We start from the raw sequence: 14,089 nt of genomic DNA, 5'->3' as shown, positions 1-14,089 counted from the left end.
AAGCGGGCCCGCATCATCGCCGCCGGCGGCGAGGCCTACCCGGTGGACGTCCCTCGGACCCACGCGCTGGCGGCCGTCCGGGAACAGTGGGGGCACCTGACGGCGGGCGACGAGACGAACGACGTCGTCAGCGTCGCGGGCCGGGTCATCTTCCAGCGCAACACCGGCAAGCTGTGCTTCGCCACGCTCGCCGACCAGTTCACCCCGGACGCCGACGGTGACCGCCTCCAGGTGATGCTGTCGCTGGCCGAGGTGGGCCAGGAGTCGCTCGACGCGTGGAAGGCCGACATCGACCTCGGTGACTTCGTCTCCGTGACGGGGCGCGTCATCTCCTCCAGACGCGGCGAACTGAGCGTCATGGCGACCGGCTGGAAACTGGCGTCCAAGGCGTTGCGGCCCATGCCGACCCTGCACAAGGAGTTGTCGGAGGAGGCGCGGGTGCGGCAGCGATACGCCGACCTCGTGGTGCGCGAGGAGGCGCGCGCGATGGTTCGGACGCGGGCGGCGGTGACCCGCTCGATCCGGGAGACGATGCACCGGCTCGGCTTCATCGAGGTGGAGACACCCATCCTGCAGCTGATCCACGGCGGCGCGGCGGCCCGGCCCTTCACCACCCACATCAACGCGTTCGACATCGACATGACGATGCGGATCGCGCTTGAGCTGAACCTCAAGCGGGCCATGGTGGGCGGCACCGACCGCGTCTACGAGATGGGCCGCATCTTCCGCAACGAGGGCATCGACAGCTCGCACTCGGCCGAGTTCACCATGCTCGAGTGCTACCAGAGCTGGACCGACCAGCGCGGCATCGCCGCGACCCTCCAGCAGGTCATCGTGGACGCCGCCGACGTGTTCGGGACAAGGCAGATCGAGACCGAGGCGGGCGTCATCGACCTGGACGGCGAATGGCGCTGGCTGCCGTTGTTCGAGGGCCTGAGCGAGAAGCTCGGCCAGGAGGTGTCGCTGGAGACGCCGGTCGAGGTGCTGCGCGGCGTAGCGGACGCCCACGGCGTCGAGTACGACCCGAAGTGGGCCACCGACAAGCTGGCCGTGGAACTGTTCGGCGAACTCGTGGAGCCCGGGCTGCTGCAGCCGACGTTCGTGTGCGACTATCCGGCGATCGCGCAGCCGCTCGCCCGGCCGCACCGTTCGGAGCCCGGACTGATCGAGGCGTGGGACCTCATCATCGGCGGGATGGAGCGCGGCACGGGGTTCAGCGAACTGATCGATCCGGTGATCCAGCGCGAACGCTTCACCGAGCAGTCGCTGCTGGCGGCCGGCGGCGACCCGGAAGCCATGCAGCTCGACGAGGACTTCCTCAACGCGCTCGAGTTCGGCGCACCGCCCATGGGCGGGCTGGGCCTCGGCATCGACCGGCTCATCATGCTGTTCACCGGCAAGGGCATCCGGGAGACGATCCTGTTCCCCCTGCTCAAGCCGCAGGGGTGAGGGACGGACGCCGCCCCGGCCGTCAGTCCTCCAAGGTCGTCAGGTCACCCTCGTCCAGGCCCTGCGCCCGCGCCTTGAGGACGCGGCGCATGATCTTGCCCGATCGCGTCTTCGGCAGCTTGTCGACGAAGTCGATGGCGTCGGGCTTCGCGATGGGGGACAGGTGCTGCGCCACGTGCGCGCGCAACTCCTCGGCCAGTGCCTGCGAGCCCTCCACCCCGCGCGTCAGCACCACATAGGCGTGGATGGCATTGCCCTTCACCTCGTGCGGCAGGCCGATGGCGGCCGCCTCGGACACCGACGGGTGCGACACCAGCGCCGACTCCACCTCCGCCGTCCCCAGCCGGTGCCCCGACACCTTGATGACGTCGTCGGTGCGGCCGATGATCCACACGTAGCCGTCGGCGTCCTTGCGCGCGGAATCGCCCGCGAGATACACGCCGGGGTACTTCGACCAGTACGTATCCACGTACCGCTGGTCGTCCCCGTACAGGGTGCGCAGCATCGCCGGCCACGGATTCTTCAGGACGAGGAAGCCTTCCTCACCGTCGGGCACCTCGTTGCCGTCGGCGTCCAGGATCGCCACGTCCTGGCCGAAGAACGGCTTGCCGCCCGACCCCGGCTTCTGTGGCTCGCCGGGCACCTGGGTGATCTGGAACATGCCCGTCTCGGTCTGCCACCACGTGTCCATGATGGGGAGTTCGCCGCGCCCGATCACCCTCTGGAACCAGTGCCACGCCTCCGGGTTGATCGGCTCGCCCACCGACCCGAGCAGCCGCAGCGAGCTCAGGTCGTGGCGGTTGGGCCACGCCTCGCCGAAGCGCATGAGCGACCGGATGGCGGTCGGCGCCGTGTAGAAACCGGTGATGCCGTAGTACTCGATGAGCTGCCACCAGCGGTTTGGGTAGGGGTAGGTCGGTCCGCCCTCGAACATGAAGACCGTCGCCCCGCACAGCAGGGGGCCGTACACGAGGTACGAGTGGCCCGTCACCCAGCCCGGGTCGGCCGTGCACCACCACCGGTCCTCGGGCCGGATGTCGAACGTGTACTTCAGTGTCGTGTAGGTGCCCACCATGTAGCCGCCGTGCGTGTGCAGGATCGCCTTCGGCTTCCCCGTCGAACCCGAGGTGTAGAGGATGTACAGCGGGTCCTCGGAGTCCATCGACTCGGTCGGGCACTTGCCCTTCGCGATGGGGAGGGCGAGCAGGTCGTGGTACCAGTGGTCGCGCAGGGCGTCCATCTTCACGGCGTTGCCGGCCCGCCTCACGACGACCACGTTCTCGACCGTCGGTGAGTAGCGGACCGCCTCGTCCACGATGTCCTTCAGTGGGAACACCGACCCGTTGACGAACGAACCGTCCGCCGTGATGACCAGCTTCGAGGTCGAATCGTCGATCCGGGAGGCCAGCGCGTCCGCCGAGAAGCCTGCGAAGATCACCGAGTGCACCGCGCCGATCTTCGCGCAGGCCAGCATGGCGAAGAACACCTCGGGGATCCGGGGCAGGTAGATGGTCACCCGGTCGCCCTTCGCCACGCCCATGCTCTTGATGACGTTCGCCATCTGCGTCACCTGCCGATTCAGCGAGTGGTAGCTGAACGTGCGGTGTTCCGAGCCGTCCTCGCTCTGCCAGATGAGGGCCAGCTTGTTCTTGTTCGGGCCGGTCAGGTGCCGGTCGAGGCAGTTGTGGACGATGTTGCAGCGCGCCCCCGTGAACCACTTGTAGAAGGGGGCGTCGCTGCCGTCGACCACCTGATCCCACGGCTCGAACCACTCCAGCTCGTCGGCCATGTCGGCCCAGAAGGCTGTCGGGTCGGCCAGGGCGGCCTCGCGGAGGGCGTCCGCGTCGGGCACGTGCGCCGTCGCCGCGATGGAGCGGTCCGGGTAGAAGACGTCGCCTTCGAGTTCAGCCATGGGTCCCTCCGTCGGGCCGGGGGCGCGCCGGGAGGTGCGCCCGGTCCGGCCCACCCTAAAAAAGGGCAGGGCGCCGGTGAAGCTCCCGTGCGGTCCGGGCTACTTCCAGAGCGTCGCGACGCCGAAGGAGGCCGCCATCAGGCCCATGCCGATGAGCAGGTTCCAGTTGCCGATCTCGCTCATGACGGGAACGGCGATGCCGGTGGTGGCCGTCAGGTACCACACGACGATCCACAGGACGCCGAGCAGCATGAGCGTGATGAAGGTGGGGGCCACCCAGCCGCGCGCGTCGGTGAGCGCGACCTGCTTCTTCTTGTTCTCGGCCTGCGCCTTCGCCGCGGACGCCTTGCGCGCGTTCTTCTTCTTCGCGTCGGCCGACGCACGGCTCTTGGACTCCGGCACCGCTTACTCCTGCTCGCTTGGACTGGGACTGTCTCAGACTACCGGACGCCGCACCGCACCCTCCCGCCCGCCCGGGCCGGGCCCCCCGAGCCCGCCGGGCCGGGCGGACGACCGGGGCCGTCTACGCTGGCCCCATGGTTCCCGAGGACTCCGCCCCGCGCCGTGCGCTGCCCGAGCGCGCGCCGGCGGTCGAGCGGGCCCGCGCCAATCTGCGCGCGGCCGGGCACCGCTTCCGGCTCACGGCGTCGCCGCTGCGCCTGCTGACCGTCCTCACGCTCGTCGTCGCAGGCTTCATGATGGCCATCTCGGCGCTGGCCTCCCGCGGCAACGACCTGCGCCCCGACCGGACCACTGAGCTGTCGCAACTCGTCCAGTCCGAGGCCGACCGGGCGGCCGACCTGGCCCGGCAGGCCTCCGATCTGCGCGCCCAGGTCGACGAACTGACGCGGCGCAGAGATGCTGTCGGCGCCGGCCCCGCCGCCGAGGCTCTCGAGCAGGCGGCCGAGCAGGCGGCGTCCGTCCCTGTCGCCGGCCCGGCAGTGAGCGTCACCCTCACCGATGCCCCCGCCTCCGTGCAGCCCGCCGGTGTGGACGCCGACCTGCTCGTCGTCCACCAGCAGGACATCCAGGCCGTCGCGAACGCCCTGTGGCGCGGTGGCGCCGAGGCGATGACGATCCAGGGCCAGCGGGTGTCGTCGCGCACCGGCATCAAGTGCGTGGGCAACACCGTGGTGCTGCACGGCGTCCCCTACGCGCCGCCCTACGTCATCACGGCCATCGGCGACCAGGCGCGCCTCGAGAAGGCACTCGCCGACTCGCCCTACATGAACATCTACCGCGAGTACGTGGACGCCTACCGGCTCGGCTACGCCGTGCAGCGGGCGGCGGACGTGACGATGCCCGCCTACGACGGTCCCTCGGCGTTCGAGCGCGCGCGCATCGTCCGCTGACGCCCCGGTGGGGCGGACGCCGGGGGCGCCGGTCGGGCGCGTGGGGGAGAATGGGCGCGTGGCCAGGATCCTCGTCGTCGACAACTACGACTCGTTCGTCTACAACATCGTCAGCTACCTCGCCCAGATCGGGGCCGAGGTGGGGGTGTGGCGCAACGACGACCCGCGGTTCGGCGCGGACGGTTGGGTCGACGGCTTCGACGGTGTCCTGCTGTCACCCGGGCCGGGCACTCCCGAGGACGCCGGCGTCTGCATCGACGTCGTGCGCGGGCAGGCGGGCCGCGTCCCGATCTTCGGTGTGTGCCTCGGCCTGCAGTCGATCGGCGTCGCGTACGGCGGCGTCGTCGATCGGGCCCCCGAACTGCTGCATGGCAAGACGTCGCCCGTCCACCACGACGGCCGCGGCGTGTTCGCCGGGCTGCCCTCGCCCCTGACGGCCACCCGCTACCACTCGCTGGCCATCGAACCCGACACGGTGCCCGCCGAGCTCGAGGTCTCGGCGTGGACCGACTCCGGCGTGATCATGGCCGTGCGGCATCGTTCGCTGCCGGTCGAGAGCGTCCAGTTCCACCCCGAGTCGGTGCTCACCGAGGGCGGCTACCAGATGCTCGCCAACTGGCTCGTGACGTGCGGCGACGCGGACGCTCCCCGGCGCGCCGAGGGGCTCGCCCCGCTCATGGCCGTGCAGATCGGCTGAGCCGCCCGGCGCGGCTCAGGGCGTCGGCTCGCCGGTCGGGTCGGTCGTGGGGGACGTTGTCGATGGTGGGGTCTCCGAGGGGGTCGGGCTCGCCGTGGGTTCCTGGCCGACAATGAGCGTCAGCGGGTCGGTGCGCAGCAGTTTGGTGCCCTCACCGGGGCGGGTCTGGAACACGAACCCGACGTTCGCGGCCGTTGACTGCGCGTACTCGGTGACGACGTTGGTGAACCCGTAGGTCTCGCGGGCGTACTTCTCGGCGTCGGCGGGCGTCATGCCGCGCAGGTCGGGCACCACCGATTGCCCGGTCGTGATGGTCAGCGTGATCAGGGTGCCGACGGCCACCTCCTGGTCCGCCGGCGGATTCACCGAGACGACCGTGTTGGGCTCGGCCGTCATGTCCTCGGACGCCGCCGGTGCGGAGGTCACGTTCGTGAAGCCCGCGTCGGCCAGCCGCTGCTTGGCCGCGTCGAACGTCAGACCCTCCAGGTCTGTCGGGATCTTCTGTTTCTGCGGCCCGATGTTGACGGTGAGGGTGACCGGGGAGTCTTCGGGCACCTCGACGCCGCCCTGCGGGTCCGTGTTCGTGACGGTGCCGACCGTGCTGTTGTCGGGGCCATTCACGGTCGTCACGACCGGTCGGAGCTTGGCTTGGCGCACGTTCGCCTCGGCTGCCGCCTGCTGCTGGCCGACCAGGCCGGCGGGCACGGTCACCATCGTGGGCCCGGGGGGTTCGCGCGGCCAGAAGACCGTCGCGAGCGCCACGACGGCGATCAGCAGCAGCCCGATGCCCATGGTCCAGGCGAGGGTGTGGCGCTTGCGCGGCGGCTCCTCCACGGCGGCGGGCGTCATGCTGCCAGTTGCCAGCGTGCCGCCCATGGTGGCGGCCGAGCCTTCGGACAGCACCTGCGTGGTTGCGGCGGCCGCGGCCGGGGCCACCAAGGGCGGGACCGGCGGCGGCAGGGTGGCCCGCACGCGTTGGCCGCCGAGGATGCGGCCGATGTCATCGCGCATCTCGCCGGCCGTCTGGTAGCGGGCGTCGGGATCCTTCGCGAGCGCGCGCAGCACGACGGCGTCCATGGCTGCCGTGATCTCGCCGTCGAGCTGCGACGGGGGCACCGGAGCCTCGCGCACATGCTGATACGCCACCGAGACGGGCGAGTCCCCCTGGAACGGGGGGCGTCCGACGAGGAGTTCGTACATGAGACAGCCGGCCGAGTAGATGTCGGAGCGGGCGTCCACCGTCTCGCCGCGCGCCTGTTCCGGCGACAGGTACTGGGCGGTTCCGATGACGGCAGCCGTCTGCGTCATCGTGGCCGACGTGTCGGAGACGGCGCGGGCGATGCCGAAGTCCATCACCTTGATCGAGCCGGCCGGGGTGAGCATCACGTTCGCCGGCTTGATGTCGCGGTGGACGATGCCCGCCTTGTGGCTGTAGCTGAGGGCGTCCAGCACCCCTTGGGTGAACTCGAGTGCCCGCCGCGGCAGGATCGGACGCCCTTCGCGCAGCACGTCGCGCAACGTCCGGCCGCCGATGAGCTCCATCACGATGTAGGGGACGCCCACGCCCGAGCGGGGATCCTCCTCCTCGCCGGTGTCGTAGACCGACACGATGTTCGGGTGGTTGAGCCCCGCCGAGGCCTGCGCCTCGCGGCGGAACCGCGCCTGGAAGGTGGGGTCGCTGGCGAGGTCGATGCGGAGCTCCTTGACGGCCACGTCGCGCCCGAGACGCAGGTCGCGGGCCTGGCTCACCACGGCCATGCCGCCGCGGCCGATGACGCGCCCCATCTCGTAGCGGCCACCCAGAACCCGTGGCCCCTGATCGTCGGGCTGCGCCTCGTAGGGGCGGGTGGCGGCCATCGAGCCGGTGGAGGCCTCGGCGAGAGAGTTGTCGGCGCGGGTCGCGTCCGGATCGTCGGGGGCGTCATCCCAGGACGACCGCGCCCTGCGTGGCGTGTGTTCGTCTGTCATCGCATCGACTCGATCACTGCTCGGGCCACCGGAGCGGCATACCTTCCACCGGACACATCGCTGCCATCGACACCGGCGTCCTGCACGAACACCGCCACCGCGACCGTCGGGTTGTCGGCCCAGGCAACGAACCAAGCGTAGGGGGTGCGCCCGTCGGTGACGGCGGTGCCTGTCTTCCCCCCGACGCGAACGCCGCTGATCTGGGCCCGACGACCCGTTCCATCCTGAACCACACTCACCATCATGTCCTGCAGGACGGCGGCGTTGCTCGAACTCAGCGCCACCGACAGCTGGTTGGGCGTGTGCTGGCTGACCACATTCAGGTCGGCGCCGCGCACGCTCGACACCAGGTAGGGCTCCATCACGACGCCCCGGTTCGCGATCGCTCCCGCCACCATCGCCATCTGCAGCGGGGAGGCGGCAACGTCGAACGCGCCGATGGAGCTCATCATCGTCTGCGCGGCGTCGGGGTTCTCGGGGAAGCGGGACGCCACGCCGCTCAGCTCGGGCAGTTGCCGCGAGCCGAAGCCGAACTTCTGGGCCTGAGTGCGCAGCGCGTCGTCGCCCAACGAGGCGCCGATGTTGGCGAACGCCGTGTTGCAGGACACGGTGAGCGCCTGCTTGAGCGTGATCCGGTCGCCGCCGCAACTGCCCGCGTTCGCGAGCTGGGCGGTCGAGCCGGGCAGCTGGACGCTGCCCGGCGAGTCGACCATGGTGTCGGCCGTCCAACCCGCCTCGAGGGCGGCCGCCGACACGACCAGCTTGAACGTCGACCCGGGCGGATAGATCTCGCGCACCGCCCGGTTCGACAGCGGCTTGGCGGTGTCGGCGGTGAGCGCGTCCCAGGCGGCCTGCGAGGCGTCGAGGTCGTGGGTGGCGAGTTGTCCGGGGTCGTAACTGGGCGATGTGACGAGCGCCTTCACCGCGCCGGTGGTGTAGTCGAGGGCGACGACGGCTCCGGGCCGGTCGCCGAGAGCCTCGGCGGCCGCAGCTTGCGCGGCGGCGTCCAAGGTGGTCTCGAGGGTGGCCCCCTCGGGGCGCCGGCCCGAGGCGAGGTCGACGAGCCGGTCGAGGAACTGGGCGTCGGACGTGCCCGACAGTTGCGCGTTGTAGTACTGCTCCAGCCCGGACCCGCCGTACAGGAACGAGTAGTAACCGGTCACGGGGGCGTACAGCGCGCCGTCGGCGTAGGTGCGTTGGTAGCCGTAGCGGTCGTCCACCGGGACGCTGGTGACGACGGCGGTGTTGCCCACGAGGATGTCGCCGCGGTCGGTGCCGAAAGCGGCGTCGCGGACGCGGCGGTTGGCCGGATCGGCCGCCAGCGTCGGCGTCCGGAACACGTAGCCGAACGTGGCGTTCGCCATGAGGGCGAGGAACATCACCAGGACGACCACGGACACGCGCCGGATCGGGCCGTTCATGCGTCACCTCGCTCGGGGCGTGGGGGCGAGGGCGGAGTGGGTGGGGTCGCGCCGAACGCCGCCGGATCGGGCCGCGGCGTCGTGGCGGAGACGGCCGGCATGGCCTGCGTCGGGTCGGCCGACAGCGACACGTACTCGCCGGTCACCTGGCCCTCGGCGCGGGGACGCCGCGCCTGATGGGTGATCGTGAGCATCAGCCCGGCGAGGAGGAAGTTGGCGGCCAGCGAGCTGCCGCCCTGGGAGACGAACGGCGTCGTCAAGCCCGTGAGGGGCAGCAGGCGGGTGACGCCGCCGATGATCGCGAACACCTGCAGCGCGAACACAAACCCGATGCCTGCGGCCAGTAGTTTGCCGAACGGCTCCGAGCACGCCAGCGCAGCGCGCAGCATCCGCGCCACCATGATCGCGAACAGCAGCACCAGGGCGCAGAGCCCGAACAGGCCGAGTTCCTCACCGATCGCGGCCGCGATGAAGTCGTTCTTGGCGAGCGGCGTGAGGTACGGACGCCCATCGCCCCAGCCGGTGCCGAACAAGCCACCCCACGCGAACCCGAACTGGGCCGAGATGATCTGGCCGTTGCGGTCGTAGTCGGCGAACGGGTTGAGCCACGACTCGAACCGGGTCTGCACGTGGTCGAACATCTCGTAGCCGAGGAAGCCCAGCACGAGGACGAGCAGGAAACCCAGGATCGCCCAACTCACCCGCTCGGTGGCGGTGTAGAGCATCATGACGAACAGGCCGAAGAACAGCACGGTGGTGCCGAGATCGCGCTGGAACACGAGCACCACGAGCGCGACCGCCCAGACGACCGCGATCGGGCCGAGATCGCGGGCGCGCGGAAGATCGACGCCTAGGAACCGCCTGCCGGCCAGTGCGAGCACGTCGCGCTTCTCGACGAGATAGGCGGCGAACGCGATCGACAAGATGATCTTCGCCAACTCCGACGGCTGGAAGCTGAACGGACCCAGCTCGATCCAGATGCGGGCGCCGAAGTTCTCCCGGCCGATGCCCGGAACGAGCGGCAGCAGCAGGAGGACGAGGCCGATCAGGAACCACACGTAGGTGTAGCGCTGCAGGCGGCGATGGTCGCGGAGCCACGCGACGACCACGATGTAGCCGGTGACCGCGAGGAACAGCCAGAGCATCTGCAGTTCCGCACTGCGGTAGCCGTCGGCCTGGTCGAGCCGGTGGATCATCGAGATGCCGACCCCCGACAGCAGGAAGACGAGGGGCAGGATCAGCGGGTCGGCGTACGGCAGCCGCCACTTCGTGACCCCCCACGCCGCGAGGCCGAGCGCGAACCAGGCCGCCACGCCGACGTACCACGGGCCGCTCAACGAGAACGGGCTCGTCATCTGCCAATCGGCCGGGAAGGTGCCGTACTGGTTGAGGTCGACCAGCAGGTAGCCGGACGCCCCCAGCGCGAGCGCGAACAGCATCATGAGCAGCGACGTGATGCCGCGGCGGCGGTGGACGACGATCTCGCTCATGTCAGCACTCCTGGCCGACGGGTGGAGAGGTGGGGGTCACCCCCGGGGTGGGGGACAACGAGGTGTCGGTCTCCATCGCGGAGGGCGCCGGGCTGGGCCACGTCGGGGTGGCGCCGGGCGTCGGTGCGGAGGCTCCCGGGCTGGGCGCACCCGGATCCGGGCTCGGTGAGCCGGTCGCGTCCGGCGCGGGGGTGGGGGACGCCGACGCGCGCGCCCGGGCCTCCCGCTGGGCGACGCACTCGGCGGCTTTCTGCCGCAACTCGACGACCGTCGTGCGGGCCGATTGGAGACTCTCGACGCGGATGTTCCCCCGGACGCGTTCGGCGTAGTAGGGCGGCAGGTTCTCGATGAGCGTCTCGTCGGTCTCGACCAGCGTCGACAGCGGTAGCCCCAGCACCTGGTCGGGCACGCCCCGGTAGACCGCCACGTTCGCGTGGTTGGGTCCGACGAAGAACTGGGTCTGCGTGTAGCCGTACCAGGCGCCCCCGCCGGCGACGAGCGCGAGGAGGGGCACGAGGAAGAGCAGCAGCACCTTGACGCGCGTGGCCATGCCGCGGCGACCCTGGAGCGCGTAGCGTTCCTCCTCCGTCATCGCCCGGTCGTCGGCGGCGGCGTCAGCGGCGGCGTCGGGCGCGACGACGGGCAGCTGGGTGATGGTCCGCTCGGCCTCGGACGGCAGGGTGACGATCGCGGCCGCGCCGATGGCCTCGGTGACGCCGCTGGGGGCGTCCGCGACGACATCGGCCAGCACCATCGTGATGTTGTCGTAGCCGCCCGCGGCGTGGGCGAGCGCCACGAGCTGCTCGATCACCTCCGGGCGCGGGGCGCCCGTGGTCGCGACCTCGGCGATGGCGGCGTCGGTGACGAGGCCGCACAGCCCGTCGGAGCAGACCAGCAGTCGGTCCCCCTCGGCGATGTCGAGCCAGCCCAGATCGGGCTCGTGTTGGCTCGAGCCGTTCAACACCCGCAGCACGAGGTGGCGGTGGGGGTGGTCGAGCGCCTCGGCCTCGGTGATGCGACCCTCGTCGACGAGCGTCTGCACCCAACTGTGGTCGCGGGTGACGCGGTGCAACTGCCCGTCGCGCACCAGGTAGGCGCGCGAGTCGCCGATGTTGACCACGGCGAGCCGGTCGTCGTGCAGCACGAAGCCGCACACGGTAGTGCCCATGCCGGCCAGGCTCGGGTCGTCCTCGACCAGCTCGACGATCTTCTCGTTGGCGTGCGCCAGCGTGGACGCCATGACGGTCAGCACATCGGTGAGCGAGCCGGCGTCCTCGTCGTGCGCAACGGCGTCGGGGGACGCCTCCCGCTCGGCCCGGGCCGCCTCCAGGCGGGCCGCCAGGTCGGCGTCCGTTTTCTCGAGCTCCCACGTGGCCACCGCGGAGGCAAGGTCGCCCGCCGCCGCGCCCCCCATGCCGTCGGCCACCATGAGCATGCGCGGGCTGACGAAGGCCGAGTCCTGGTTGTTGGTGCGGACGAGGCCGATCTCGGTGTGGGCGTCGTACGCCAGCGACAGGGACATGCGTCAGGCCTCGACCTTCAGCAGCGTGCGCCCGATGCGGAGCGTGTCCGACGGGGTGAACGGCGCCGGCGCGCTGAGGCGCTCGTCGTTGAGGTACGTGCCGTTGGTGGACCCCAGATCCTCGATGAGGTAGCCCGCCTCGGTGCGGTAGATCCGCGCATGCCGAGTGGAGACGTAGTCGTCGTCGAGAATCAGCTGGCAGTCGGACGACCGGCCGATCTTGAGGCTCTCGCCGAGGTCCATCGTGAGGCCCAGCTGCTTGCCCTGCGTGATGCGTAGGATCCGCGGGACGCGCCGGGCGGCCCGCTGGGCGCGGCGGGAGGGCCGGGGTGCGGCGGGCGCCGGGGCAGCGTCGACGACCGACACGCGCCGGCCGAACAGGTCGGTGCGGATCACATTGACGCTGAAGAGGATGAAGACCCACAGCAGGCCGAGGAAGGCGAACTTGAGCGCGAGGACGAGGAGCTCAGACATCACTCACCGGCGACCGGACGAGCATGCGCGTGCTCCCGAGCTCCACCCGGGAGCCGTCGCGCAACGGGGAGGTCTGGACGCGGCGGCCGTCGACGATGATGCCGTTCGTGGAGCCCATGTCCTCGATGGTGATGCGGGGGTCGCCGCTGTCGTCGTGGACGCTGACGCGAGCGTGCAGCCGGGACACACCGGGATCGTTGATGCGCACGTCGGCGTCCGTGCCGCGGCCGATGGTGAATCCGGGGGGTGACAAGGGGTGACGGATGCCGTTGACCTCGAGCACGAGGGAGGCTCGGCGGATCGCCGTCGTCGTCGCCGGGGTCGCGGCGGCGGCCACGGCCTGGCTCACGACGGTGAACCGCCCGACGGGGAGGGACGCGTCCAGCTCGTAAGCGATGGTGACCGGGCCGTTGAAGAGGTAGCCCGCGTTCGCGGCGTACTCGCGCAGCTGCGGGATGATCTCGGCGTTGAGCGTGCGGCTGTATGGGGTGAGACGGTCGTAGTCGTGGCTGCTGAGCCCGACGGTGAAATCGTTGGGCACCAACTTCCGGTCGCGGGACAGCAGATGCGCCTCGGAATCGAGCTCGCGCTGCAGGCGGGCGGTGATTTCGACGGGCTGCACGTCGCCCTTGAAGGCGCGCGCGAAGGCACCGTTGACCACGCCTTCGAGCTTGCGCTCGAGGTCGTCGAAGACGCCCACGGTCAACCTCCTCCCGTTCGCGGACACAGGGGTGTCCGCACGATCGTACCGTCCGGATCGACCCACAGGGGGGACGCTTCCCCGCAGCGGACAGGCAGTCCAGTCTACGCGCGCAGGACGGCGACGCTGTGGTCCCCCAGGGTCAGGACGCCGCCGGTGTGGGTCACGTCGCCGAACGCGGCGACGAGTTCGCCCGTCTGGTGGAGAGTTCCCCCTTGCCGTGGGGCAGTCACGACCGTGAGCGGACCGTGCCGCAGCCGGAACCAGTCGTCGCCGTGGTCGACGGCGACGGCGTCCGGAACGCCCATCAGGTGCGCGCGGCGCAGGGCGATGAGTCGGCGTGTCCAGGTGAGCATGGCGGCCCGGTCCGGCTCGTCCGGTTCGGCCCAGTCGAGGGTGCTCTCGGCCGCCGTGGTGGGGGATTGCGGGTCGGGGATCGCGGCGTCGGGTCCGTAGAGGGCCGCCCACCCGTGGTCGGCGAACTCTCGGAACCGCCCCTCGGTGACCGCTCGGCCCAGGTCGGCCTCGTGGTCGGTGAAAAACTGGAACGGACGCCGCGTGCCCCACTCCTGCCCCTGGAACAGCAGCGGGGTGAAGGGCGACAGCAACAGCAGGGCGGCCCCGCCCGCGACCGCGCCGTCAGGCAGGCGGGCATCGGGGCGGTCCCCCAGGCCGCGGTTGCCCACCTGGTCGTGGTTCTGGGTGAAGACGACGAAGCGGCGGCGCTCGATCTCGGGCGGCACGGGCGCGCCCCACGGCTGCTCGCGGAACGTCGACCACGAGCCGTCGTGGACGAAGACGCCGGTGAAGGCCTTCGCGAGGGTCTCGGCGGAGCCGAAGTCGACGTAATAGCCGAACGTCTCGCCGGTGAGCCAGCTGTGCAGAGCGTGGTGCACGTCGTCGGCCCACTGGCCGTCCATGCCGAGTCCGCCCTCCGCGACGGGGGTGACCATGCGGGGATCGTTGAGGTTGGATTCGGCGATCAGCGCCAGCGGCCTGCCCTGTTCGGCCGCCAGCGCGGCGACGGCGTCCGACAGCTCGGCGAGCAGGTGGCGGTGCGAGTCGTCGACGAGGGCGTGGACGGCGTCGAGGCGGAGGGCGTCC

Annotated in this window: 11 protein-coding genes and 1 pseudogene; 3 read left to right on the top strand and 9 right to left on the bottom strand. The window is 70.7% G+C overall.

What is annotated here, in order from left to right; translation table 11 throughout:
- The coding region (gene lysS, locus Q1K57_RS09205; protein ID WP_300081353.1) for a lysine--tRNA ligase at positions 1-1,449 on the top strand (1,449 nt) is incomplete at its 5' end.
- Between the two features lie 22 nt (positions 1,450-1,471).
- On the opposite strand, the gene acs is transcribed toward lysS, so the two are convergent.
- Together acs and Q1K57_RS09195 are read right to left on the bottom strand one after the other, a co-directional pair.
- The gene (gene acs / locus Q1K57_RS09200) at positions 1,472-3,361 is read right to left on the bottom strand and encodes an acetate--CoA ligase (protein WP_300081350.1); all 1,890 of its coding nucleotides are present in this window, start codon (positions 3,359-3,361) and stop codon (positions 1,472-1,474) included.
- A 99-nt stretch (positions 3,362-3,460) separates the two neighbouring features.
- The gene (locus Q1K57_RS09195) at positions 3,461-3,763 is read right to left on the bottom strand and encodes a cell division protein CrgA (protein ID WP_300081348.1); all 303 of its coding nucleotides are present in this window, start codon (positions 3,761-3,763) and stop codon (positions 3,461-3,463) included.
- A 134-nt stretch (positions 3,764-3,897) separates the two neighbouring features.
- Here Q1K57_RS09195 and Q1K57_RS09190 point away from each other — a divergent pair, with 134 nt between their 5' ends.
- Both Q1K57_RS09190 and Q1K57_RS09185 read left to right on the top strand, forming a co-directional pair.
- A complete protein-coding gene (locus Q1K57_RS09190; protein WP_300081345.1) occupies positions 3,898-4,713 on the top strand; it encodes a DUF881 domain-containing protein in 816 nt (271 codons plus the stop codon).
- 58 nt (positions 4,714-4,771) lie between these two features.
- Positions 4,772-5,410: an aminodeoxychorismate/anthranilate synthase component II gene (locus Q1K57_RS09185; RefSeq protein ID WP_300081342.1), complete on the top strand. Its 639-nt coding sequence runs from the start codon at positions 4,772-4,774 to the stop codon at positions 5,408-5,410.
- Between the two features lie 15 nt (positions 5,411-5,425).
- Here Q1K57_RS09185 and pknB read toward each other — a convergent pair whose 3' ends face one another.
- The 7 genes and pseudogenes from pknB to Q1K57_RS09150 form a co-directional block, all read right to left on the bottom strand.
- Positions 5,426-7,378, bottom strand: a complete 1,953-nt coding sequence (pknB, locus tag Q1K57_RS09180; RefSeq protein ID WP_300081340.1) for a Stk1 family PASTA domain-containing Ser/Thr kinase — start codon at positions 7,376-7,378, stop codon at positions 5,426-5,428.
- Complete coding sequence (locus Q1K57_RS09175; protein ID WP_300081337.1) at positions 7,375-8,799, bottom strand: penicillin-binding transpeptidase domain-containing protein; 1,425 nt, start codon at positions 8,797-8,799, stop codon at positions 7,375-7,377. Before Q1K57_RS09175 ends, pknB begins: the two co-directional genes overlap by 4 nt.
- A complete protein-coding gene (locus Q1K57_RS09170) occupies positions 8,796-10,289 on the bottom strand; it encodes an FtsW/RodA/SpoVE family cell cycle protein (RefSeq protein WP_300081334.1) in 1,494 nt (497 codons plus the stop codon). The genes Q1K57_RS09175 and Q1K57_RS09170 overlap by 4 nt, the downstream gene beginning before the upstream one ends.
- Position 10,290: 1 nt before the next feature.
- Positions 10,291-11,811: a protein phosphatase 2C domain-containing protein gene (locus tag Q1K57_RS09165; RefSeq protein ID WP_300081331.1), complete on the bottom strand. Its 1,521-nt coding sequence runs from the start codon at positions 11,809-11,811 to the stop codon at positions 10,291-10,293.
- Between the two features lie 3 nt (positions 11,812-11,814).
- A complete protein-coding gene (locus tag Q1K57_RS09160) occupies positions 11,815-12,285 on the bottom strand; it encodes an FHA domain-containing protein (RefSeq protein ID WP_300081328.1) in 471 nt (156 codons plus the stop codon).
- Positions 12,278-12,985: a DUF3662 and FHA domain-containing protein gene (locus Q1K57_RS09155; protein ID WP_300081325.1), complete on the bottom strand. Its 708-nt coding sequence runs from the start codon at positions 12,983-12,985 to the stop codon at positions 12,278-12,280. Before Q1K57_RS09155 ends, Q1K57_RS09160 begins: the two co-directional genes overlap by 8 nt.
- A 104-nt stretch (positions 12,986-13,089) precedes the next feature.
- Positions 13,090-14,089 (bottom strand): annotated as a pseudogene (locus tag Q1K57_RS09150) (malto-oligosyltrehalose trehalohydrolase); the annotation flags it as partial.

Origin of the sequence: Propioniciclava sp., from assembly GCF_029977985.1 — a bacterium.
Lineage (GTDB): Bacteria > Actinomycetota > Actinomycetes > Propionibacteriales > Propionibacteriaceae > Propioniciclava.
This window is presented reverse-complemented; position numbering and strand designations above follow the sequence as displayed.

What these genes read in the sequence shown, in the direction of transcription:
- acs (WP_300081350.1), bottom strand. Translation starts at nt 3,361, where the DNA reads ATGGCTGAACTCGAAGGCGACGTCTTCTACCCGGACCGCTCCATCGCG.
- Q1K57_RS09190 (WP_300081345.1), top strand. Translation starts at nt 3,898, where the DNA reads ATGGTTCCCGAGGACTCCGCCCCGCGCCGTGCGCTGCCCGAGCGCGCG.
- pknB (WP_300081340.1), bottom strand. Translation starts at nt 7,378, where the DNA reads ATGACAGACGAACACACGCCACGCAGGGCGCGGTCGTCCTGGGATGAC.
- Q1K57_RS09175 (WP_300081337.1), bottom strand. Translation starts at nt 8,799, where the DNA reads ATGAACGGCCCGATCCGGCGCGTGTCCGTGGTCGTCCTGGTGATGTTC.
- Q1K57_RS09170 (WP_300081334.1), bottom strand. Translation starts at nt 10,289, where the DNA reads ATGAGCGAGATCGTCGTCCACCGCCGCCGCGGCATCACGTCGCTGCTC.
- Q1K57_RS09165 (WP_300081331.1), bottom strand. Translation starts at nt 11,811, where the DNA reads ATGTCCCTGTCGCTGGCGTACGACGCCCACACCGAGATCGGCCTCGTC.
- Q1K57_RS09160 (WP_300081328.1), bottom strand. Translation starts at nt 12,285, where the DNA reads ATGTCTGAGCTCCTCGTCCTCGCGCTCAAGTTCGCCTTCCTCGGCCTG.